The 21,760-nt window shown below is 57.5% G+C and carries 19 protein-coding genes; 13 read left to right on the top strand and 6 right to left on the bottom strand.

From position 1 onward, the window contains the following. Positions 1-41 precede the first annotated feature (41 nt). From QN377_RS03105 to QN377_RS03065, 9 genes are all read left to right on the top strand, one after another. Complete coding sequence (locus tag QN377_RS03105) at positions 42-749, top strand: tellurite resistance TerB family protein (RefSeq protein ID WP_138738573.1); 708 nt, start codon at positions 42-44, stop codon at positions 747-749. Positions 750-940: 191 nt separating this feature from the next. Continuing rightward, positions 941-2,617: an acid phosphatase gene (locus QN377_RS03100; RefSeq protein WP_095020556.1), complete on the top strand. Its 1,677-nt coding sequence runs from the start codon at positions 941-943 to the stop codon at positions 2,615-2,617. Positions 2,618-2,757: 140 nt separating this feature from the next. Further along, positions 2,758-4,380 carry a methyl-accepting chemotaxis protein gene (locus tag QN377_RS03095; protein WP_095001265.1) on the top strand — a complete coding sequence of 541 codons (1,623 nt, stop codon included), beginning with the start codon at positions 2,758-2,760 and terminating at the stop codon, positions 4,378-4,380. Further along, positions 4,380-4,895, top strand: coding sequence for a chemotaxis protein CheW (locus QN377_RS03090; protein ID WP_095020557.1), 516 nt, complete (start codon positions 4,380-4,382; stop codon positions 4,893-4,895). The genes QN377_RS03095 and QN377_RS03090 overlap by 1 nt, the downstream gene beginning before the upstream one ends. Beyond that, on the top strand, positions 4,892-6,166 hold the full coding sequence (locus QN377_RS03085) for a CheR family methyltransferase (RefSeq protein WP_095018191.1): 1,275 nt from the start codon (positions 4,892-4,894) through the stop codon (positions 6,164-6,166). The genes QN377_RS03090 and QN377_RS03085 overlap by 4 nt, the downstream gene beginning before the upstream one ends. Continuing rightward, on the top strand, positions 6,163-6,849 hold the full coding sequence (locus tag QN377_RS03080; protein ID WP_095001268.1) for a chemotaxis protein CheW: 687 nt from the start codon (positions 6,163-6,165) through the stop codon (positions 6,847-6,849). The genes QN377_RS03085 and QN377_RS03080 overlap by 4 nt, the downstream gene beginning before the upstream one ends. After that, positions 6,846-9,155, top strand: coding sequence for a hybrid sensor histidine kinase/response regulator (locus tag QN377_RS03075; protein WP_095018190.1), 2,310 nt, complete (start codon positions 6,846-6,848; stop codon positions 9,153-9,155). Before QN377_RS03080 ends, QN377_RS03075 begins: the two co-directional genes overlap by 4 nt. Next, positions 9,152-10,162: a chemotaxis response regulator protein-glutamate methylesterase gene (locus QN377_RS03070; RefSeq protein ID WP_095001270.1), complete on the top strand. Its 1,011-nt coding sequence runs from the start codon at positions 9,152-9,154 to the stop codon at positions 10,160-10,162. Before QN377_RS03075 ends, QN377_RS03070 begins: the two co-directional genes overlap by 4 nt. Positions 10,163-10,214: 52 nt before the next feature. Further along, positions 10,215-11,216 (top strand): diguanylate cyclase, encoded by a 1,002-nt coding sequence (locus QN377_RS03065; RefSeq protein ID WP_095001271.1) that lies wholly within the window; start codon positions 10,215-10,217, stop codon positions 11,214-11,216. 144 nt (positions 11,217-11,360) lie between these two features. Here the strand turns inward: QN377_RS03065 and QN377_RS03060 are convergent, their stop codons facing one another. The 6 genes from QN377_RS03060 to QN377_RS03035 are packed head-to-tail and all read right to left on the bottom strand — an operon-like array spanning position 11,361 to position 17,171. Continuing rightward, complete coding sequence (locus tag QN377_RS03060; protein WP_095018188.1) at positions 11,361-11,987, bottom strand: riboflavin synthase subunit alpha; 627 nt, start codon at positions 11,985-11,987, stop codon at positions 11,361-11,363. Beyond that, a complete protein-coding gene (locus QN377_RS03055; protein WP_322212455.1) occupies positions 11,987-12,775 on the bottom strand; it encodes a class I SAM-dependent methyltransferase in 789 nt (262 codons plus the stop codon). The genes QN377_RS03060 and QN377_RS03055 overlap by 1 nt, the downstream gene beginning before the upstream one ends. A 16-nt stretch (positions 12,776-12,791) precedes the next feature. Then, positions 12,792-13,664, bottom strand: coding sequence for a 3-keto-5-aminohexanoate cleavage protein (locus QN377_RS03050; RefSeq protein ID WP_095001395.1), 873 nt, complete (start codon positions 13,662-13,664; stop codon positions 12,792-12,794). Between the two features lie 5 nt (positions 13,665-13,669). After that, the gene (gene ribA, locus QN377_RS03045; protein WP_232527636.1) at positions 13,670-14,314 is read right to left on the bottom strand and encodes a GTP cyclohydrolase II RibA; all 645 of its coding nucleotides are present in this window, start codon (positions 14,312-14,314) and stop codon (positions 13,670-13,672) included. Positions 14,315-14,328: 14 nt separating this feature from the next. Then, positions 14,329-15,726, bottom strand: coding sequence for an MFS transporter (locus QN377_RS03040; RefSeq protein ID WP_322212459.1), 1,398 nt, complete (start codon positions 15,724-15,726; stop codon positions 14,329-14,331). Further along, positions 15,723-17,171: a gamma-glutamyltransferase gene (locus QN377_RS03035; RefSeq protein WP_322212460.1), complete on the bottom strand. Its 1,449-nt coding sequence runs from the start codon at positions 17,169-17,171 to the stop codon at positions 15,723-15,725. Before QN377_RS03035 ends, QN377_RS03040 begins: the two co-directional genes overlap by 4 nt. Before the next feature lie 422 nt (positions 17,172-17,593). On the opposite strand from QN377_RS03035, the gene prfB reads away from it, so the two are divergent. The 4 genes from prfB to QN377_RS03015 all read left to right on the top strand — a co-directional run bounded on the left by prfB (position 17,594) and on the right by QN377_RS03015 (position 21,740). Continuing rightward, positions 17,594-18,689 (top strand): peptide chain release factor 2 gene (prfB, locus tag QN377_RS03030; protein WP_322212461.1). Its coding sequence is split into 2 segments (ribosomal slippage): positions 17,594-17,665 and positions 17,667-18,689, totalling 1,095 coding nucleotides; the frame shifts between segments, so codons are not numbered across the junction. A gap of 112 nt (positions 18,690-18,801) precedes the next feature. Further along, complete coding sequence (gene lysS / locus QN377_RS03025) at positions 18,802-20,304, top strand: lysine--tRNA ligase (protein WP_322212462.1); 1,503 nt, start codon at positions 18,802-18,804, stop codon at positions 20,302-20,304. 170 nt (positions 20,305-20,474) lie between these two features. Continuing rightward, complete coding sequence (locus tag QN377_RS03020; RefSeq protein WP_095001278.1) at positions 20,475-21,179, top strand: TetR/AcrR family transcriptional regulator; 705 nt, start codon at positions 20,475-20,477, stop codon at positions 21,177-21,179. Between the two features lie 12 nt (positions 21,180-21,191). Then, the gene (locus QN377_RS03015) at positions 21,192-21,740 is read left to right on the top strand and encodes a hypothetical protein (RefSeq protein ID WP_095001279.1); all 549 of its coding nucleotides are present in this window, start codon (positions 21,192-21,194) and stop codon (positions 21,738-21,740) included. Positions 21,741-21,760: the final 20 nt, after the last annotated feature.

Genomic DNA, 21,760 nt, shown 5'->3' with positions numbered 1-21,760 from the left:
GGTTTTCTGGCGCCCCCTGACCCTGTTAAGAGAGGATGCTTATGAGTTTGCTCGACCAACTGCTTAAATCCGGCCAACAGATGCTGGCGAAAAAAACCGGCGCCCAAGGCAGCGCCTCCCGTGACGATAAAGGCGGCCTGGGTGACCTGCTCGGGTCTGGTGGCCTGGGCGGCCTGCTTTCCGGCGCGGGTGGCGGCGCTCTGGCAGCCAGTGCTCTGGGGCTGCTGCTGGGCAACAAGAGTGCGCGCAAGTACGGTGGTCAGGCACTGACCTATGGCGGCCTTGCCGCCCTGGGCGTTCTGGCCTACAAGGCCTACGGCAACTGGCAGGCCAATCAGGGCACGGCACCGCAGACCGAGCCGCAAACCATTGACCGTGTTCCGGCGCCGCAAGTGGAGCAACACAGCCAGGCGATCCTCAAGGCCCTGGTGGCTGCTGCCAAGGCTGATGGTCATGTGGATGAGCGTGAGCGCCAACTGATCGATGGCGAGTTGAACAAACTCAATGGCGACCCTGCATTGCGCCAATGGCTGCAAGCTGAACTGAACAAGCCGCTGGACCCGGCAGAGGTTGCCAGAGCTGGCAGCACCCCGGAAATCGCGGCCGAAATGTATATCGCCAGCCTGATTCTGGTGGATGAAGAACATTTCATGGAGCGCGCCTATCTGGAAGAGCTGGCCAAACAGCTCAAGCTCGACCCGGGGCTCAAGATCGAGCTGGAAGCCCAGGTCAAGCAGGCGCAGGGCTAACGCACTCTGTGGGCGCGAGCCTGCATCACGATGCAGGCGCCGCAACATGCTTGTTTTAGACGCTCCGAGCCGCAACGGCCCGGGGCGTTTTTTTATGCTTCGTGGCTTCGATCCACTGCAACTTCCCCGTCATAATCCCCTGTTATCCTGCCCGCCAGAAATAATTTGTTACGTGTAATCAGGAAGCCGCAATGAGCGACAAGAAAGACCAGGACACCCAATGCCCGGCCGACAGCAGCCGCCGTCGCTTCCTCGCCGGTGCTGCCGCACTGGGCGTTGGCGCGGCCACCTTGAGCGCTTGCGGCAGCAGTCAGCATGAACCCCCCGTCAGGCCGCAACCGCTGACCCCGGCCGAGCTGGACAAAAAGCTCCACGAACAGGTCAAGACCATCGTGGTGATCTATGCCGAGAACCGCAGCTTCAACAACCTGTTTGCAAATTTCCCCGGTGTCGAGAAGCCGTTGTCGGCCCTCAAACCCGCCGACTACCAGCAACGCGACCGTGATGGCAGCCTGCTACAGACCCTGCCACCGATATGGGGCGGGCTGCTGCAAGTGGGACCGCAGACGGTAGATGGCGTGACCTATGCGCCGGGTGAGCAGTTTCAGGAGAACCTGCCCAACGCCCCCTTCGCGCTGAAAGGGCCGAATCAGCAAGATCTGCCGTTGAATCTGGTGACCCGCGACCTGTGGCATGTGTTCTATCAGAACCAGATGCAGATCAACGATGGCAAGAACGACCAGTTCGTGGCCTGGGGGGATTCCGGCGGCTTGCCCATGGGCTACTACGCCCAGTCGCAGTATTCGCTGCGTCTGTGGGACGTAGCCCGTGAATTCGTACTGTGCGACAACTTCTTCCAGGGGGCTTTTGGCGGTTCGTTCCTTAACCACCAATACCTGATCAGCGCAGCGGTGCCGTTCTATCCGAACGCGAATACCTCTGTTGCCGAGGCGCAGATTGCTGTTTTGCAGGGCGATGACCCTGCCGGTACACGCTTGAAGCCTCTGGACAAATCCCCGGCCAGCGCCATGACCGGCGCCGCGCAGTTCGGTCCCAGCGCTCTCACGCCGGACGGTTTTGCAGTCAACACCATGGCGCCGCCTTACTGGCCGACCTGGATCCGCGATCCCGAGCGTCCCGACTATGCCAAGCCCGACCTGCCAAGCGTACTGGTGCCACAAAGCCATGAGCATATCGGCGACAAATTGAGCAAAAAGAACATTGACTGGGCCTGGTACGCGGGGGCCTGGCAGGCCACGCTGGAGCAGTTCAAGGGCTCGGACGGGATCCCCAAGATCCCCAACTTCCAGTACCACCACCAGCCATTCAACTACTTTGTTCAACAAGGCCCGCAGAACCCGCAGGAGCGCAGCAAGCGCCTGCGCGACGCAGGCCTGGGCGATGAGTCCGGCAGCAACCGCTTTCTGGCTGACGCCGAGGCTGGCAGCCTGCCAGCCGTGAGTTTCTACAAGCCTCAGGGCAACCTCAACCTGCACGCTGGCTATGCCGATGTGGCTGCTGGTGACCGGCACCTTGACCGTGTGCTCAAGGTGCTGCGCAACAGCCCGCAATGGCAAAACATGGTGATCGTGCTTACCGTGGACGAAAACGGTGGCTGGTGGGATCACGTTGCACCGCCCAAAGGTGATCGCTGGGGGCCGGGTACAAGGATTCCGGCTCTGGTGGTATCACCTTTCGCACGCAAGGGGACGGTGGATCACACGGTGTATGACACCGCTTCGATTCTGCGCCTGATTAGCCGGGTGCATCAGCTGGAAGTGCTGGATGGCCTCAAGCAACGTGACGATGCCATGAAGGCGCGGGGGCAAGCGCCCATGGGCGACCTGACCAATGCATTGATGTTCTGACAACAGCCCTCCCACAGGTTTGAAGTTTTGCATGTAGGAATTTTTGTCTATTGCTGTGAGATCTGTCTCAACGCCTGTACGAATCATTGCTTACCCTCGGCTATACTCACCTTCATTTGAATGGCACCCGAGGATCGACTGTGAAGAACTGGACGTTACGCCAACGCATCTTGGCGAGCTTTGCTGTAATCATCGCCATTATGCTGCTGATGGTTGTTGCGTCTTACTCGCGCCTGCTGTCGATCGAAACCAGTGAAGAAAAGGTGCAAACCGACTCGATTCCCGGGGTCTATTACAGTTCGATGATTCGTAGCGCCTGGGTCGACAGCTATGTCCTGACCCTGGAGCTGGTGGGCTCGCTTAATCAGCGTGACCTGACCAACGAAGACCGCAAGTTGTACGCCAGCTACGAAGACCGCTTGAACAAAGAACTGGATAACTATCGCGGCACTATTTTTGAAGGTGAAGACAGGGCCCACTTCGACGACTTCGAGCGTCTGCATGGAGAGTACGGCGTGGTGTTGGCGAAAATTCTTGATCTCTATCAGAACAAGGATTACGCCCAGGCCCACAAGGTGCTTAGTGAGCAACTGGCTCCAGCCTGGATGGAAGGCCGCAAGTTGCTCAATAGCATCATTGAAGGCAACAGCGAGTCGGCCAAGCTCGCCACTGACAATATTGGTCACGCCGTATTGACTGCCAAGATCAGCATGATCATTTCCCTGGTTATTGCCGTACTTGCAGCAGCGCTGTGTGGCTTCCTGTTGCTGCGCGCAATCATGTCGCCGATGCAGCGTATCGTCACGATTCTGGAAGTGATGCGTTCCGGTGACCTGAGCTCGCGCTTGAATCTGGAGCGCAAGGACGAGTTTGGCGCGGTGGAAACCGGCTTCAACGACATGATGGCCGAGCTGACTACGTTGGTGTCCCAGGCCCAGCGCTCTTCGGTGCAGGTCACTACGTCGGTTACGGAAATAGCCGCTACCTCCAAGCAACAACAGGCCACAGCCACTGAAACCGCAGCCACCACTACGGAAATAGGTGCAACTTCCCGGGAAATTGCCGCCACGTCCCGTGATCTGGTGCGCACCATGACCGAAGTGACCTCGGCAGCCGACCAGGCTTCGATCCTGGCTGGTTCCGGGCAGCAGGGCCTGGCCCGCATGGAAGAAACCATGCACTCGGTGATGGGGGCTGCCGATCTGGTCAACGCCAAGCTGGCGATCCTCAACGAGAAGGCCGGTAACATCAACCAGGTGGTGGTGACCATCGTCAAGGTCGCCGACCAGACCAATTTGCTGTCGCTTAACGCGGCCATTGAAGCTGAAAAAGCCGGTGAATACGGCCGCGGTTTTGCTGTGGTTGCTACCGAAGTGCGCCGTTTGGCCGACCAGACTGCCGTGGCTACCTACGATATCGAGCAGATGGTGCGCGAGATTCAGTCGGCAGTGTCGGCGGGCGTGATGGGCATGGACAAGTTCTCTGAAGAAGTACGCCGCGGCATGTCCGAAGTGCAGCAAGTGGGCGAGCAGCTGTCGCAGATCATCCATCAGGTTCAGGCCCTGGCGCCGCGTGTACTGATGGTCAATGAAGGCATGCAGGCTCAGGCTACCGGTGCCGAGCAGATCAACCTTGCGCTGGTGCAATTGGGTGATGCCAGCAGCCAGACCGTCGAGTCCCTGCGTCAGGCCAGCTTCGCGATCGACGAATTGAGTCAGGTTGCCGTTGGGTTGCGCAGCGGCGTTTCGCGTTTCAAAGTCTGATGAGCGAGCTTTCAGCCAAAAAACCGGGCGCCAAGGTGTCGCAAAAACGCCTGTTTCTGGTGTTTTATATTGGTAACGAGCGCTATGCACTGGCCGCTGGCGATGTGGTCGAAGTGTTGCCGCGCTTGCCTCTCAAGCCCATAGCCCATGCCCCCGAGTGGGTAGCGGGGGTTTTTGCTCATCGTGATCGAATGGTTCCGGTGATCGATATCAGTGCCATGACCTTTGGCACCGCCGCCGTAGCCCGCACCAGCACCCGGCTGGTGCTGGTCAATTATCGCGGGCAATTGCTCGGCCTGCTGCTTGAACAGGCCAGTGACACTTTGCGCTGCGATCCGGCGGAGTTTCAGCCCTACGGTGTCGATAACCGCGATGCGCCTTACCTGGGACCGGTGCGTAAAGATGAGGCCGGGCTGTTGCAGTGGTTAAGTGTCGACGATCTGCTCAGCCCTGCGGTGTCTGCTCTGCTTTTTGCGCAGGGCGAAGATGACACCTGCGTCCAGGTGGCGCCATGAGTCTTGATCAGCGTTTTTTTGACTATTTGAAGCAGCGCATCGGCCTGGATGTGGCATCGGTCGGCCCGGCGATTATCGAACGTGCCGTACGCCAGCGCTGCATTGCATTGGGCATGGCTGATAACGATCGCTACTGGCAGCGCCTGCTCAGTTCCCAGGATGAACAGCAAGCCCTGATCGAATCGGTGATCGTGCCCGAGACCTGGTTCTTCCGTTACCCCGAATCCTTTGCCACCCTGGGCCGCCTGGCCAGGCAGCGCCTGGCGGAAATCGGCAGCCGACGCCCGTTGCGTATCCTGAGTCTGCCGTGTTCGACCGGCGAAGAGCCGTATTCGATTGCCATGGCACTGTTCGATGCCGGCTTTGCTGCACACCAATTCAAGGTCGACGCCCTGGATGTCAGTCCGCTTTCGGTGCAGCGTGCGCAAAACGCGCTGTATGGCAAAAACTCCTTTCGAGGTCAGCCAACAGATTTTCGTGAGCGCTACTTCTGTGTCGAGAGCGATGGTTATCAGTTGTCGGAGCGGGTCTGCGGGCAGGTCAGCTTCACCGCAGGCAATCTGCTGGATCCGATACTGCTCGCCAGCCACGAGCCTTATGACTTTGTGTTCTGCCGCAACCTGTTGATCTACTTTGATCTTAAAACCCAGCAGCAGGCCCTTGATGTGCTCAAGCGCCTGACCCGTGATGATGGTGTTTTATTTATAGGTCCGGCCGAAGGCAGCTTGCTCAACCGGCTGGGCATGCGTTCGATCGGTGCTCCGCAGTCGTTTGCCTTTTGCCACAATCATGAGCCATTGCCGGCAGCGCGCCCTGTGCTTGCCGAACTCAAGCCACTGGCACGACCAAAAGCGCCAGCGCCTGTGCCGACACCGGCCAGCCGGCCTTTTGCCCCGCGCGCGCAAGCCCCGATCGGGCAAAAATCGGCTTCGCCAGTGGATGGGCCGGGTCTGTTGCTTGAACAGATTGCCAGCCTGGCCAATGAAGGCAAAAGCCTTGAGGCGCGTGCGGTCTGCGAACAGTTCTTGCAGCGGCATGACCCGCAGGCCGAGGTGTTTTACTGGTTGGGCCTGCTCAGCGATGTGCAGGGCCAGACCTCAGAGGCCCAGGGCTTCTATCGCAAGGCGCTGTACCTGGAACCCCAGCATTCGGAAGCGCTGGCCCATCTGGCAGCGCTGTTGGCTTCACAAGGCGATGAAGCAGGCGCCCGGCGCTTGCACGAGCGCGCAGCCCGTAACGGGCGTTCCACTCAAAGTGAGCGTAAACAATGAGCGCTTTAGCAGCACAGAGCTTGATTCACTCCGAAGCGCAGGCCATTGATGACTGCTGGAACCGCATTGGCATCTACGGTGACAAAAGCTGCCCGTTGCTGCCCCAGCATATCCATTGCCGCAACTGCGACACGTATGCTGCTGCCGCGACCCGTTTGCTCGACCGCTATTCATTTGAGCAGCAAAGCCAGGAGCTTTATGCCCCGCAGGCCCATGAGCAAAAGGTTGCAACCTGCTCACTGGTGATTTTCCGCCTGAGTGAGGAGTGGCTGGGGCTGCCCACGCGTTGCCTGGATGAAGTGGCACCGATGCAAACCATTCACTCCCTGCCGCACCAGCGTTCCCGGGCCTTGCGCGGTGTGGCCAATGTGCGCGGTACTCTGGTGCCGTGCCTGTCGCTGGTTGAACTGCTGGGGCTTGACCCAGCCACGCCGGGAGCCTCATCGCAGCGGGTGATGCCGCGCATGCTGATTGTGGCCGCCCACGGTGGAGCCGTGGTGCTGCCGGTGGATGAGGTGGATGGCATTCATAATATTGCCGAGGGCGACATCAATGCTGCATCGCTCTCCGGCGAGCATGTCAGCGCCAAATACACCCGGGGTGTGCTGCAGTGGAAAACCCGCAGCCTGCGTTTACTGGATGAAGAGCAACTGTTGAGCGCAATCACCCGGAGCCTGACATGACCCCCGAGCAAATGCGCGACGCCTCGCTGCTTGAGCTGTTCAGCCTGGAGGCCGAGGCGCAAACCCAGGTGCTCAACGAAGGCCTGCTGGCGCTGGAACGCAACCCGACCCAGGCTGACCAGCTGGAAGCCTGCATGCGCGCGGCCCACTCGCTCAAGGGCGCAGCCCGGATTGTCGGGGTGGATGCCGGGGTCAGCGTGTCCCATGTCATGGAAGACTGCCTGGTCAGTGCCCAGGAAGGCCGTTTGTACCTGCAACGCGAACACATTGATGCCTTGTTGCAAGGTACCGACCTGCTGATGCGCATTGCCACCCCCGGCAACACTGTCACGCCTCACGACATCGACGCCTATGTGGCGCACATGAATGAGCTGCTGGATCCGTCTGCCCCCGGTGCGCGGGTGGCGCCGCCCGAATTTGACGTGTCGCAGCTGTTGTTGATGCCCTCGCCAGCTGTACCCGAATTTGCGCCAGAACCTGTGGTTGAGCGTCAGGTCGAGGTGCCAGCCGAGCCGGCAGCGGAGCCAGCACGTCGCCCCCAGCGTCTGACCGAAAGCGGCGAGCGGGTACTGCGGGTCACGGCCCAGCGCCTTAACAGCCTGCTCGATCTGTCGAGCAAATCCCTGGTGGAAACCCAGCGCCTCAAACCCTTTCTGGTGACATTGCAACGGCTTAAACGCATGCAAAGCACCAACTTGCGGGCCATGGACACGCTCAATGAACACCTCAAGGTCTCGGGCATCAGCCATGAAGCCGAGCAGGCACTGGTCGATGCCCGGCAGATGCTGGCCGAGTCCCAGCACCTGCTCAGCGAGCAGACCGCCGAACTTGACGAATTTTGCTGGCAGGCTGGCCAGCGTGCGCAATTGCTCTACGACACTGCACTGGCGTGTCGCATGCGGCCCTTCGCCGATGTGCTGGTCGGGCAGGAGCGCATGGTGCGTGATTTGGGTCGCGCCCTGGGCAAGCAGATCCGCCTGGAAATCGAAGGCGAGAAAACCCAGGTTGACCGCGACGTGCTGGAAAAGCTCGAAGCACCCTTGATCCATTTATTGCGCAATGCCGTCGACCACGGTATTGAAACCCCGGAACAGCGCTTGCTGGCGGGCAAACCGGCCGAAGGCCTGATCCGCCTGCGCATCTCCCATCAGGCCGGTCTGCTGGTGCTGGAATTGAGCGATGACGGTGCCGGTGTCGATCTGGACCGTTTGCGTCGCACCATCGTCGAGCGTCAGTTGTCCACCGAGGAGACGGTGGCGCAACTGAGCGAAGAAGAGCTGCTGACCTTTCTGTTTTTACCCGGTTTCAGTCTGCGCGACACCGTCACCGAAGTATCGGGGCGCGGTGTGGGGCTGGATGCCGTACAGCATATGGTGCGCCTGTTGCGCGGTGCCATTGTGCTGGAGCACACCCCCCAGCATGGCAGCCGCTTCCATCTTGAAGTGCCGTTGACTCTGTCGGTGGTGCGCAGCCTGGTGGTTGAAGTGGCCGACGAAGCCTATGCCTTCCCGCTGGCCCATATCGAGCGCATGCGCGACCTGGAGCCCGACGACATCGTGCAGCTCGAAGGCCGTCAGCACTTCTGGCATGAAGGCCGCCATGTGGGGCTGGTTGCCGCCAGCCAATTGTTGCAGCGCCCTGCCAGCCAGAGCGATGACGAAACCCTCAAGGTGGTGGTGATTCGCGAACGCGACGCGGTCTATGGCGTGGCCGTTGAGCGCTTTATCGGTGAGCGCACCCTGGTGGTCCTGCCCCTTGATCCGCGTCTGGGCAAGGTCCAGGACATTTCCGCCGGGGCCTTGCTGGATGATGGTTCACCGGTGCTGATCGTAGATGTCGAAGACATGCTGCGTTCGGTAGACAAACTGCTTAATACCGGGCGTCTTGAGCGTATCGACCGGCGTAACCGGCACACCGCCGAATTGACCCGCAAACGTATTCTGGTGGTGGATGACTCATTGACGGTGCGCGAACTGCAACGCAAGTTGCTGATCAACCGTGGTTATGAAGTGGCTGTGGCGGTTGACGGCATGGACGGCTGGAACGCGCTGCGTGCCGAACATTTCGATTTGTTGATTACCGACATCGATATGCCGCGCATGGATGGCATCGAACTGGTTACCCTGTTGCGTCGCGATAACCGATTGCAATCAATGCCGGTGATGGTGGTGTCGTACAAAGATCGTGAAGAAGACCGTCGGCGCGGCCTGGATGCAGGCGCCGACTATTATCTAGCCAAAGCGAGTTTCCATGACGATGCCCTGCTCGACGCAGTGGTTGAACTCATTGGTGGAGCCCAGACATGAGAATCGCCATCGTCAACGATATGCCCCTGGCGGTTGAGGCCTTGCGCCGGGCGCTGGCGTTCGAACCCGCGCACCATGTGATCTGGGTTGCCGGTGATGGTCAGGAGGCGGTGCGCCTGTGCGCCGAGAACACCCCGGACCTGATTCTGATGGACTTGATCATGCCGGTCATGGACGGCGTCGAGGCCACGCGCCGGATCATGGCTGAAAGCCCTTGTGCGATTGTGATTGTCACCATCGACCGCGAGCAGAATGTGCACCGTGTTTTTGAGGCCATGGGCTTTGGTGCGCTGGATGTGGTGGATACCCCCGTGCTGGGCGGCAGCAACCCCAGAGAGGCGGCGGCGCCTTTGCTGCGCAAGATACTCAATGTTGGCTGGTTGATGGGGCAGAGTGAGAAACGGGTCAAGCCGGTAGTGACCCATGCTCGTGTACCGGGTGTGCGGGCAGGGCTGGTGGCCATCGGTTCGTCGGCAGGTGGTCCGGCTGCACTTGAAACCCTGCTTAAAGGTCTGCCGAGAAACTTTGAGGCAGCTATCGTACTGGTTCAGCACGTTGATCAGGTGTTTGCTGCAGGTATGGCCGAGTGGCTGAGCACTTCGTGCGGACTTGATGTGCGCCTGGCCCGCGACGGGGAGACGCCGCAGGTGGGCACTGTGCTGCTGGCGGGCACCAATCACCATATCAGGCTATTGAAAAATGGCACGCTGGCTTACACCGCCGAGCCGGTCAATGAGATTTATCGGCCATCGATCGATGTTTTTTTTGAAAGTGTTGCCCGCTACTGGAATGGTGAAGCGGTGGGAGTGCTGTTGACCGGCATGGGGCGTGACGGGGCTCAAGGTCTTAAACTCATGCGCCAGCAGGGGTTTCTCACCATTGCCCAGGATCAGCAGAGCAGCTCGGTGTACGGAATGCCCAAAGCGGCAGCGGCCATCGATGCCGCAGTCGAGATTCGCCCATTGGACAAGATTGCGCCACGCTTGCTGGAGAAATTTGCCAAATGACTGGTAGAACCCGGCAAGAGTGGCTTGAAGGCAGTAATTCAGGTGAACGCGCATGAGCGACTTGCAGTTGGACGACGTTAAAACTGATGAAAACGCGGCCATGGTGTTGCTGGTAGACGATCAGGCAATGATCGGCGAAGCCGTGCGCCGAGGGTTGGCCCTTGAACAGAACATTGATTTTCACTTCTGTGCCGACCCGCACCAGGCCATTGCCCAGGCTATCCGCATCAAGCCGACGGTGATTTTGCAGGATCTGGTGATGCCGGGCCTGGACGGCTTGAGCCTGGTGCGCGAATACCGCAACCACCCGGCGACGCAAAATATCCCGATTATCGTGTTGTCCACCAAAGAGGACCCGTTGATCAAAAGCGCGGCGTTCTCGGCCGGGGCCAATGATTACCTGGTGAAGCTGCCGGACAACATCGAACTGGTGGCGCGTATCCGCTATCACTCGCGCTCCTACATGACGCTGTTGCAGCGTGATGCTGCCTACCGTGCGCTACGGGTCAGCCAACAGCAATTGCTGGACACCAATCTGGTGCTGCAACGGCTGATGAACTCCGATGGCCTGACCGGGCTGTCCAACCGCCGCCACTTTGATGAATACCTTGAGCTGGAATGGCGTCGCGCCATGCGTGAGCAGAACCAATTGTCGTTGTTGATGATCGATGTTGATTACTTCAAATCATACAACGACTCATTTGGCCATCTGGACGGCGATGAAGCGTTGCGCAAGGTGGCGGCGGGCATCCGTGATGCCAGCAGCCGGCCATCTGACTTGCCGGCCCGTTATGGCGGTGAGGAATTTGCCATTGTACTGCCCAACACTTCCCAGGGCGGCGCGCGGCTGGTGGCAGAAAAACTGCGCATGGCGGTTGAAGCGATGAAAATCCCGCATATTTCGCCGACAGCAGGCTCCAGCCTGACCATCAGTATTGGCCTGTCGACCATGACCCCGCAGCAGGGTAGCAACTGCCGTGAGCTGATTTCGGCGGCGGACAAGGGGCTTTACCTGGCCAAGAAGAATGGGCGTAATCAGGTGGGTATTGAGTGATTGCTCTCAAGACCTTGTCGCTTGCATCGCAGGCAAGCCAGCTTCCACAGGTATTGTGTCGTTCACACAGCCGGAGTGCTTACAGCACTGTCGTGGGAGCGAGCCTGCGCGCGATGGCATCAACGATGACTGCTTTGCCGCACGCTACAGGTTTCCCGGGAGCAGGCGGGCCAGGGTAGTCCTAAGGGTATCCACCAGGGTGCGGGTGGTCTGGTCGATTTCGATATTGACCCGGTCGCCCACCCGCAAGCTGCTCAAATTGGTCAGGGCGAGTGTTTGCGCAATCAGGTTGACCGTCACCCAGTGCCGCTCTTCATCCAGGCTATCGATGGTGAGGCTGCAGCCATGCATACCGACAAAACCCTTTTTGAACAGGTAGGCAAAGGTCGACGCATCCAGCTGGAGTTGCGCAGTCACCGTTTCGCCCAGTGGCTGCCACGACACGACCTGCGCGGTACTTTCAACATGGCCGTACAGTGCGTGCCCGCCATTCTCATCGCCAGTTCGATGTGAGCGTTCAATATTGACCTGCTCATCGATACTCAAGTGTTTGAGTGTCGTGATTTCGGCCGTTCGGTGAGAAATATCAAACGTCGCGGTGCCTGCAGAGTAGGCAACGACGGTCAGGCAGGTGCCGTTGACCGACACGCTGGCACCGATATCAACGTTTTCGAATAGAGAGGCTTTCTGGGCCAGGACGATACGTTTGTGCCCAGCCTGCGTGTGCACCGACAGCACCCGGGCAGTGCCTTGAACAATTCCGGTATACATCAGGCAGCCCTCCTTTTAAGCAGCATCAAGCCAGTGGAATACGCGGTTTTGTATTCTGCGGCGCAATAGTGCTCATAGAGTTTTTGATAGTAAGCGGCGATTGCCAGGTCGCGGACGCTTTCTTCGAACTGGCCATAGACCACGGAGCCGCTACCCAGGTGCCAATCCCTGAAATCTTCAAACGTCTTGAAGTGCACGGGTTCCTCGATACGGTGCGAGCGAATGATCTCGAAACCGTGAAGTGCCGTGACAAGGGAGTGCCTGTTGAACCTGAAATCATCGAATACCACGGGCTCGGCAATACAGGGGTATTGCTGGCGGATAGCGGTCAGCACCCGCTCCTGGATCGATCGCTCACCTTGTACATAATCGAAGTCGAACGCACAGGATAAATATAAGTAACCGCCCGGTTTCAAAGCCCTGAATAATTTATCGATAACGGTTTGTTCGTTGGGAATAAACCAATGCAGGCAGGCGGCACAGACGGCTGCGTCAAACGCTGGCCAGTGTTCGAGGGAACAGTCCAGGAAGTCGCTGACCATAAATCTGATATTGGGTGCTGCATGAGTGCGGTTGGCGTACGCAATCATGTCAGCGGAAATATCAATGCCCACGTACTGCTCAATCTTTTCTTTGTCCGTGAAGAGCAGGGTATTACCGGTTCCGCACCCGACATCCAGCAATGTGCCTTGGGGGGGCGCGAACGACAGCAATAGTTTCAAACAGCGTCTCTGCAGGTTTTTGGAGGTGCGTTGATAATTTTCGGGAGTAAACCAGACATTCTCCATTTTCTGTTTCCTCGTATCAGTCAACGATAGGGGGCAAGCCATAGCGACCTTGTCCAGGTTGCAGTCCTAGTTGTTCCCTGACCTGCCTGGGGGTGGCGGGTGTCAACTCCTGCAGGTTGGCAATGGCGGTGATGCGCTCGAGCAGGCTGCGATTACTCGCCAGGGTGGTGCGTTTATGGTCGAGCCAGATATTGTCTTCAAGGCCGATGCGGATGCCGTGACCAGAGGCGAGAGCCAGGGTATTGCTGCGCAGTTGATAGCTACCCAGCCCGGCGAAAGAACTGACGACATTGCCCGGCAGTGAGCTGGTAATGGCTGCCATGTGCGCAAAACTGGGCTGTGCGCCAAAAATATTGCCCAGCAAAATATTGGCGTAGACAGTGGGCGGCATTAACGATTTTTTGATCAGGCAATGCAGGTAGTTCGACATGCCGCTATCAAATATCTCAACCTCGGGCGAGATGCCTTTTAGCGCCATTTGTTCGGCGAGGTAGTTGATTGTCGCCGGGGCATTAATGCTGGGCTGCGTGGAAAAGTTCATGGACGACAAGGTCAATGAACCCATATCGGGTTTTGCGTCACCGTCCAATGACAGGGGCAGCGCTCTGAGAGTTGGATCGGAAATGTTTCGACCACTGAGTGAGGCGCATAAAATCAGTTGTTTATTATATTTTCTGATGCCTTCGAAGAGAGTGGCAAATGTGTTGAGGTCGCAGGTCGGTTCGCCGGTTTTTTGATCCCTGGCGTGCAGGTGCGCAATGGACGCACCCAGTTCGGCGGCCATCAATACATCGTCGATAATTTCTGAGGTGCTGATGGGTGTGTGGGGGTTCATCTGCTTTGTCGGTAGCATGCCTGTAGGTGAAAAATTCAGAATGTAAGTGCTCATTGCGATCACCATTTTTTGTTTTTCAAGTTGATCGTATGGTGTTTTTTATTGATTTTGCTGCGCAGGTAGTCCTCGTTTTCGACGGTCAGGAAAACCCCGGAGGGCAGGGTGGTATTGATGGTGATATCGCAATTTTCCAGGGCCAGGATTTTTGCCGGGTTGTTGGTAATCAGGTCGATGTGATGAATATGCAGGGCCTTGAGCATGGCCCCCGCACTTTCAAACTCTCTCAAGTCATCGGCGTACCCGAGCATCTCGTTGGCAGTGAAGGTATCAATGCCCTGGTTTTGCAGCAGGTAGGCATCGAACTTGGAGTACAGGCCAATACCGCGCCCTTCCTGACGCAGATAGATCAATACGCCACCCCCTCGCGCGGCTATTTGCGACAGGGCTTCTTTGAGCTGGGCGCCGCAATCGCAACGCTTTGAGCCGAATACATCGCCTGTCAGGCACTCGGAATGAACCCGGGTGAGTACGGGAGTGGTTTGACAGTCACCAATCAATAGCGCGAAGTGTTCTTTATCGACACCTTCAAAGGACACAAATCGGGTGAGTTGAGGAACGCCCTCTATCGGAATTTCAACGGTGGTTTTCAACGTCAATGCTTTCATCTTCAGCTCCTTGCGTAACACCACATGAGTACGGGACATACCCAGGTTTTCCGTTAATCGGACTTGAAGTGCATGGGGTCGATATGGCTCCTGTTTGAGTTGGGCAGGCGCAGTGCGCCCAGCACGGTAAGAAGTGACGCAAGCGTCACGGTGGACATGCCGATCGTGAAGAACGGCAGGTGTTCGGGAATAAAGAAAGCACTCAGAAGGGCAGGTAGTGCCTGGCCGATCAGGGCGTTGTGTTGCATCACCGAACTGATCAGGATATTGGCGTGATGCATGCGGTGCTGTTGCACATTGCGCAGTGCGGTGGATGAGTAGCCGAGAAATTGAAATGAGCGTGCGCAACCGTGTAGAAAACACATCAACCACAGTGCCGGTAGTTGGCTGAGCAGTGGCGGGAAAAGAAACAGGCCCAACGTGACGGATGTCGTCAGTGCCGAATAGATGAAATAGCGTTTCAGGCAGCGGCAGCCCGTTAATAGCCGGACTGCCAGTGGTTTTGAAACAAGGTTGCCGGCGAAAATAAACAACAGGCAGTGGCCCATCGAAACGGGCGAATAATTCGAGTTTTTCATGAGGTGAATAATCAGCAGCGTTGGAAATGCATAAATGCTGATACGGAACAAACTGCCGGAGAAAATGTTGAACTTGAACGCTGGATCATTGAGCAAGGACAAATCAAACAATTGCGCCTTCGCGTGCTGGTGCAGCCTAGTGCACAGCCGTTTGCTGCCATAGAGCATTGCACCTGCGGCCAGAACGCTGCAGAAGAGCCAGTTATTCGAAGCCGCCATAAACATCATGAACAAGGCCGATGAGGACAGTGCCCATAGTGCGTAGGCATGTTTATCAAGCTGTAAACGCGGGGTTTCAGGGGCAGGCAGTGAGTACAGGGTGATGCGGCAGGCAATAATCAATCCTGCGGCAAAGAGTCCGATAGAGGCAAAAATCAGTCGCCAGTTGCCGATGTTTAACAGCAGGTTGGCCATATAGGGGGCAACCATCGGGGCGACGAGCGCAGGCGCAATCAGCCAGGCCATGGTTTTGGGAATGGCAATCTTCGGGGTGTTGGCCAGGATCAAGGCTCGTCCGGCAGGTACCACCAACGCACTGCCAAAGCCCTGGACAAGGCGGGCGATGCACAGCAGGTAAATATTCTGGCTGATGGCGCAGGCCAGGGAGGCGAGGCAAAAAATCGCCAGGCCGCACAGGAATTGTTGGGCAAGCGCGAAACGGTTGAACAAATGCCCGCTCAGGGGCAGGAACAAGACCAGGGCCAGTAGATAGGTGGCCAGTGACAGTGTCACGCCGCTGATGCTGGCGCCCAGGTCGTTGGCCATGGGGATGATGGCCATCAGCATGATGGTTGCATCCAGTACTTCCAGAAAGAAAGCACTGGCGACAGTCAGTATGGCTGCATGGCCTGAACCGCAAACGTGAGCCTTCATACCGCCAGCGCCACACCGCTGCCACGAGGGTCTGCAGCGGCGAAAACCTGACCGGTCAGGGTGTTGATGCCAGCCAGCTGTACCACCCCGAATTTATCGGATAGCCCGTGAGTACAGGTAAATATCGGGTTCGTTTGTGCGGATTCGCTTAAATAGGTAATGCCGTTTGTCTTCGGGTGCCGGCCCAGATTGGCAAAGCGCGGGCTCGACAGGGCGGTTTGAACCGGGCATTGCTCAGCGATAATTTTGTAGATGACGTACGCCAGTGTCTGGGACTGCACAGGCCCCCCGGATGTACCAATGATAAATTCCAGGTGATCGGTGGTGACACGCACGCAGTTGGTGGTGTGTTTGGCGGCTGTGTTGCCCTTGAAGGTCGAACCCAGATGGGGGCCATTGAATGAGAATGCCCGGTTGCTCAGGATAATGCCTGTGTCATCGATCTCGAACAGTGACCCCAGGGGGGTAAAGATGGAGTTGGTTATGCCGGTCAGGGTCCCGTCGGCCTCGGCACATGCCATAAAGATGGTGTGGGAGGGTTTGGACAATTGAGGCACAGGTTCGGGGTTGTCGAATTTGAGCTGTTGATAGATCAGGGCGGCCTGTTGGCTCAGGCTGTCATCGCTGTGCGTCTCTGAAGAAAGCGGCGATGCCACCCAGCTGTCGATCAGCCCGGCTGCCGTACAGAGCTGTGCCGGTGTGAGCAAGGCCGTGTCTTCGGCACTCCACTGGTAGACTTTCAAGAGCAGGAACAGCTCTTTCCATGGACTGTTACTGCCATGCGCCGTGACATTGGCGTGCATGAAAGTGGTTTTTTTTACTTCTGAGGGGTTAGGGGTAAAGTCGGAAAAATCTTCAGGTGTATACAAATGCGGGTCACAGGTCGACAGCGCGTCAAATACCTGCGCCGCCAACTGCCCCCTGTACATGGATGCAAAACCTTCACGCGCCAAAGCGGCCAGGGTTTGACGGTAGAAGGGCGCTGGATCTTGCTGTTGAATAAAGTATTTGTTCCATTGTGAAAATCGTGTCTGTCTGAGTGAGTCTTTAGTGCTGTTATCAAACGCCTGAATCAAACTGCTGGACGCCACCACGCCATGTTTCAAGTCATTGTCGTGCAGGTGTTTAAATACGCCGTTCAAGTCGATGTCATGTAGGCGTGTATAACGATCATAAGCTGAAGGGCAGCCATAGATCATGGTGCTGTAAATCCCTCTGCGAGGAATTGATACAAGGCCTTTATGCAAGTAGTTGTCGTGATGCTGGTGAAAACCTGTTCTGCCCGTTCCGTTGAAGATGGCCAGGTTATGGGGGGTTGATTGCATGATAATTGCGTCGCCTCCCAGGCCGCATAAGTGCGGGAGGTTATACGTCAGTGACACGGCTGCACTTAATAAGGCATGCGGGGTCGCCCCTGATGTTAGATAGGCCTGCATGGCCATCATCGAGGACTTGAAGTGGGGGGTCGCTATACCGAATGAGTGACCGTTCGCTAAGTTCGACATGGGGCTGCCATTTAATTATTGGTTGTTCGGGTATGGCGTGTGGGTATCAGGTAGTCAGGTGTTGTAAGTGTGTTGTAGGTATAGCGGTGCAGGTTTTTAAGTGCAATTATTTGGCGTGTAGTACTTTTCTCTCAAATTGGGTAATTATTCCTATGTAGTATTCAAACTTGTCGTACGGCTGAGATGGCCTCGTCTTTCAGATGTAATTCTGTGCCCATAATCGTGTGCGACGTATCGCTCATCGAAGAAGGCTTGCGACCTGTTGTCACTGGCCACATAACCCCGCCAGGCGGGCTGCTGATACGCTCGGTTTACGGTATACTCCCCGGCTTTGTAAAAATCGCCTGAGAGTGCCGCCAGCCATGGAAATCAACCCGATCCTTAACAGCATCAAGGACCTGTCAGAGCGCTCCGAAACCATTCGGGGGTATCTTTGACTACGATCAAAAGCATGAGCGTCTGACCGAAGTCAATCGCGAGCTTGAAGATCCGAGTGTCTGGAACAACCCTGCATACGCCCAGGAACTGGGGCGCGAGCGCTCCCTGCTGGCGCAGATCGTTGAAACCCTCGATGAGATGCACACAGGCCTGGCCGATGCCAAAGACCTGCTGGTGATGGCCGCCGAGGAAGAAGACCAGGGCGCCGTCGATGACGTGGCTGCTGAAGTTGAACGCCTGCGCGAAGCTCTTGAAAAACTCGAATTCCGCCGCATGTTCAGTGGTGAGATGGATGCCAACAACGCGTACCTGGACATCCAGGCTGGCTCCGGTGGCACCGAAGCGCAAGACTGGGCCAATATCCTGCTGCGGATGTATTTGCGTTGGGCCGACAAGCGCGGCTTCGATGCCACCATCATGGAACTGTCCGCCGGTGAAGTTGCCGGTATCAAGGGTGCAACCGTTCATATCAAAGGCGAATACGCATTTGGTTGGTTGCGCACCGAGATTGGCGTCCATCGTCTGGTACGCAAAAGCCCGTACGATTCGGGCAACCGCCGTCATACCTCGTTTTCGGCTGTATTCGTTTCGCCGGAAATCGATGACAACATCGAAATCGACATCAACCCCTCTGACCTGCGGATCGATACCTATCGCTCCTCCGGAGCGGGTGGTCAGCACGTAAACACCACTGACTCGGCCGTACGTATCACTCACGTGCCGACCAATACCGTGGTGAGCTGCCAGAACGAACGTTCCCAGCATGCGAACAAAGACACCGCGATGAAAATGCTGCGGGCGCGTCTTTACGAGCAGGAAATCCAGAAGCGCAATGCCGCTTCCCAGGCCCTGGAAGACACCAAGTCGGACATCGGCTGGGGTCATCAGATCCGCTCGTACGTTCTCGACGCCTCGCGGATCAAGGATTTGCGTACCAATATCGAGCGCAGCGACTGCGACAAGGTGCTCGACGGCGATATCGACGAATACCTGATAGCCAGCCTGAAACAAGGGCTGTAAGTCGGCAACAAAACGTGTGCGAAGCCAGTGCGATGCCCAGAGGGCGCGCCAAAGCCCGCTTCCCCCTGCCGCAAGGCGGGGGCAACAGAACTGTGATGGAATTTTTAAAGACATGAGCGACCAACAACTCGACCCGCAAGACCTGCAACAGGAAGAAAATGCCCTGATCGCCCTGCGCAAGGAAAAGCTTGCTGCCGTGCGTGCCAAGGGCAATGCCTTCCCGAATGACTTCCGCCGTGACAGCCTCTGCGCTGACCTGCAGAAGAAGTATGCGCAAGCGTCCAAGGAAGAGCTGGCCGAAGCCGCCATTCCGGTGAAGGTTGCCGGTCGCATCATGCTTAACCGTGGCTCGTTCATGGTGATCCAGGACATGTCCGGTCGCATCCAGGTCTACGTCAACCGCAAGACCCTGCCGGAAGAAACCCTGGCCGAAGTAAAAACCTGGGACCTGGGCGACATCATTGCCGCTGAAGGCACCCTGGCCCGCTCCGGCAAAGGTGACCTGTACGTTGAAATGACCAGCGTGCGCCTGCTGACCAAATCCCTGCGTCCGCTGCCGGACAAGCACCACGGTCTGACCGACACCGAGCAGCGCTATCGCCAGCGTTACGTTGACTTGATCGTTAACGAAGACGTGCGTCACACCTTCCGTGTACGTTCGCAAGTGATTGCCCACATTCGCAGCTTCCTGATGGCACGCGACTTCCTGGAAGTCGAAACGCCGATGCTGCAAACCATCCCGGGTGGCGCTGCGGCCAAGCCGTTTGAAACCCACCACAATGCCCTGGACATGGACATGTATCTGCGCATCGCGCCGGAACTGTTCCTCAAGCGTCTGGTGGTGGGTGGTTTCGAGAAAGTGTTCGAGATCAACCGCAACTTCCGTAACGAAGGCGTGTCGACCCGTCACAACCCTGAATTCACCATGTTGGAGTTCTACCAGGCTTACGCCGACTACGAAGGCAACATGGACCTGACCGAAGAGCTGTTCCGTGAACTGGCGCAGCTGGTTCTGGGCACTACAGACGTACCGTACGGTGACAAGGTGTTCCACTTTGGCGAACCGTTTGTGCGACTGTCGGTATTCGACTCGATCCTCAAGTACAACCCCGAGCTGACCGCTGACGACCTCAACGACATCGACAAGGCTCGCGCCATCGCCAAGAAAGCCGGCGCCAAGGTGCTGGGCTTCGAAGGTCTGGGCAAGCTGCAAGTGATGATTTTCGAAGAGTTGGTCGAGCACAAGCTGGAGCAACCGCACTTCATTACCCAGTACCCGTTCGAAGTGTCGCCGCTGGCCCGTCGCAACGACGAGAACCCGAACGTTACTGACCGTTTTGAGCTGTTCATCGGTGGCCGTGAAATCGCCAACGCCTACTCCGAGCTTAATGACGCAGAAGACCAGGCAGAGCGCTTCATGGCACAGGTAGCCGACAAGGACGCCGGTGACGACGAAGCCATGCACTACGATGCCGACTTCGTCCGCGCCCTGGAATACGGCATGCCGCCGACTGCCGGTGAAGGTATCGGTATCGACCGTCTGGTGATGTTGTTGACCAACTCACCGTCGATTCGCGACGTGATCCTGTTCCCGCATATGCGCCCGCAAGCGTAACGATGCAGAATAAGAAGCCGCCGTTAAAGGCGGCTTTTTATTGCCTGGCATGCAGCCAGCAGAATAATCAGGAGAGTTTGTGGGAGCGAGCCTGCTCGCTAAGGTGGCTTTCGCGAGCAGGCTCGCTCCCACAGTTTCGGTAACGCCGCTCAATTCAGAAGGAATCTGTGATGCCTCCTCAAGGCGCAGCAAATGTTGCGGTGGCGCTTGCCCAAAGTGTCGAATACCAGGGTCGCAAGGCCAGCCGGCATGGCAGCGAGCAGCGCCGCCAGTTGATTCTCGATGCTGCCATGCGCATCGTCATACGCGACGGCGTGCGGGGCGTGCGCCATCGGGCGGTGGCCGCCGAAGCGGGGGTGCCGTTGTCGGCAACCACGTATTACTTCAAGGATATCGATGACCTGATCAACGACACCTTCGCCCAGTATGTGGAGCGCAGTGCGGCCTTTATGGCCAAGCTGTGGCAGGGCACCGAAGGCAAGTTGCGGGAAATGATGGCCCAGGGCGATGGCAGCCACCGGGCGCGGGGGCTGCTGGCCGATGATATTGCACGGATGACCGCCGATTACCTTCAGCGCCAACTGCTCACCCGCCGCGACCAGTTGATGGCCGAGCAAGCTTTTCATCAGGCCGCATTGATCAACCCGCGGCTGGCGGTGCTGGTACGTGCCCATCAGCAGATTTTCCTGCAGGGTGCCGGGCAGATCTTCGAAGTGCTAGGCTCCACACAACCTCAGCAGGATGCCAAAGTCTTGACGGCGATTATCGGTCGGATGGAATATCAGGCCCTACTTGATGGCGCGCAGCCCGAGGCGGATGACGACCGTCTGGCTATTCTTACGCGTTACATGCACTTGGTGTTGGCCGCTCTATAGAAGGATGCAGGCATGAAAGTTTGGCGCGTGATGCTTATGGCATTGTCGTTTTTGATGTTGAACGGTTGTCTCGTGACCTTCAGCCAGGCCCCGATCGAGGCGCAGCCGGCACCCAAACAGCTGCTGGGCAAATGGATCAGCAAGGATGCCTGGGGCCAGGCACGCAATCTCGATATCAGTGCCATCGACAAAACACGCTACCAGGCCGTCGTTTACCCCAAGGGCGAACCCAAGGCCCGTGAGCGCTATGTCTTTATCGTCGCCCGCCACGGCAGCCGCTGGTATGCCTCGGCCGCGATACCGGCCAAACTGGGCGGCAACCATACCCTCAGCGGATTTGAGCTGACCGATAACGGCGAACTGGTGATCTACGATCTTGACCTGGATCAGATCAAACAGGCCATTGGCCAGTCCGCGTTGAACGGTGAGCCGGTGGAAACCGCTGAAGGGACGGGTACCCTGATCAAAAGCCCGTCGGCTGAAGTCTTTGCCTATCTGGATGACCCGGCCAATTCCGACGTATTTGTCGAAGCGGCCCGCTATAAACGTGTGGCCAAATAACGCTGTTAACTGAAGGAAGC

Origin of the sequence: Pseudomonas sp. CCC4.1, from assembly GCF_035019225.1 — a bacterium.
Classification (GTDB): Bacteria; Pseudomonadota; Gammaproteobacteria; order Pseudomonadales; family Pseudomonadaceae; genus Aquipseudomonas; species Aquipseudomonas bubulae.
The sequence above is the reverse complement of the archived record's forward strand: the minus strand, read 5'-3'. Positions and strand labels throughout refer to the sequence as shown.

Excerpts from the sequence above, each read along its gene's own strand:
- QN377_RS03105 (WP_138738573.1), top strand. The coding sequence starts at position 42 with ATGAGTTTGCTCGACCAACTGCTTAAATCCGGCCAACAGATGCTGGCG.
- QN377_RS03100 (WP_095020556.1), top strand. The coding sequence starts at position 941 with ATGAGCGACAAGAAAGACCAGGACACCCAATGCCCGGCCGACAGCAGC.
- QN377_RS03090 (WP_095020557.1), top strand. The coding sequence starts at position 4,380 with ATGAGCGAGCTTTCAGCCAAAAAACCGGGCGCCAAGGTGTCGCAAAAA.
- QN377_RS03085 (WP_095018191.1), top strand. The coding sequence starts at position 4,892 with ATGAGTCTTGATCAGCGTTTTTTTGACTATTTGAAGCAGCGCATCGGC.
- QN377_RS03080 (WP_095001268.1), top strand. The coding sequence starts at position 6,163 with ATGAGCGCTTTAGCAGCACAGAGCTTGATTCACTCCGAAGCGCAGGCC.
- QN377_RS03075 (WP_095018190.1), top strand. The coding sequence starts at position 6,846 with ATGACCCCCGAGCAAATGCGCGACGCCTCGCTGCTTGAGCTGTTCAGC.
- QN377_RS03070 (WP_095001270.1), top strand. The coding sequence starts at position 9,152 with ATGAGAATCGCCATCGTCAACGATATGCCCCTGGCGGTTGAGGCCTTG.
- QN377_RS03065 (WP_095001271.1), top strand. The coding sequence starts at position 10,215 with ATGAGCGACTTGCAGTTGGACGACGTTAAAACTGATGAAAACGCGGCC.
- QN377_RS03060 (WP_095018188.1), bottom strand. The coding sequence starts at position 11,987 with ATGTATACCGGAATTGTTCAAGGCACTGCCCGGGTGCTGTCGGTGCAC.
- QN377_RS03055 (WP_322212455.1), bottom strand. The coding sequence starts at position 12,775 with ATGGAGAATGTCTGGTTTACTCCCGAAAATTATCAACGCACCTCCAAA.
- QN377_RS03050 (WP_095001395.1), bottom strand. The coding sequence starts at position 13,664 with ATGAGCACTTACATTCTGAATTTTTCACCTACAGGCATGCTACCGACA.
- ribA (WP_232527636.1), bottom strand. The coding sequence starts at position 14,314 with ATGTCCCGTACTCATGTGGTGTTACGCAAGGAGCTGAAGATGAAAGCA.
- QN377_RS03040 (WP_322212459.1), bottom strand. The coding sequence starts at position 15,726 with ATGAAGGCTCACGTTTGCGGTTCAGGCCATGCAGCCATACTGACTGTC.
- QN377_RS03035 (WP_322212460.1), bottom strand. The coding sequence starts at position 17,171 with ATGATGGCCATGCAGGCCTATCTAACATCAGGGGCGACCCCGCATGCC.
- lysS (WP_322212462.1), top strand. The coding sequence starts at position 18,802 with ATGAGCGACCAACAACTCGACCCGCAAGACCTGCAACAGGAAGAAAAT.
- QN377_RS03020 (WP_095001278.1), top strand. The coding sequence starts at position 20,475 with ATGCCTCCTCAAGGCGCAGCAAATGTTGCGGTGGCGCTTGCCCAAAGT.
- QN377_RS03015 (WP_095001279.1), top strand. The coding sequence starts at position 21,192 with ATGAAAGTTTGGCGCGTGATGCTTATGGCATTGTCGTTTTTGATGTTG.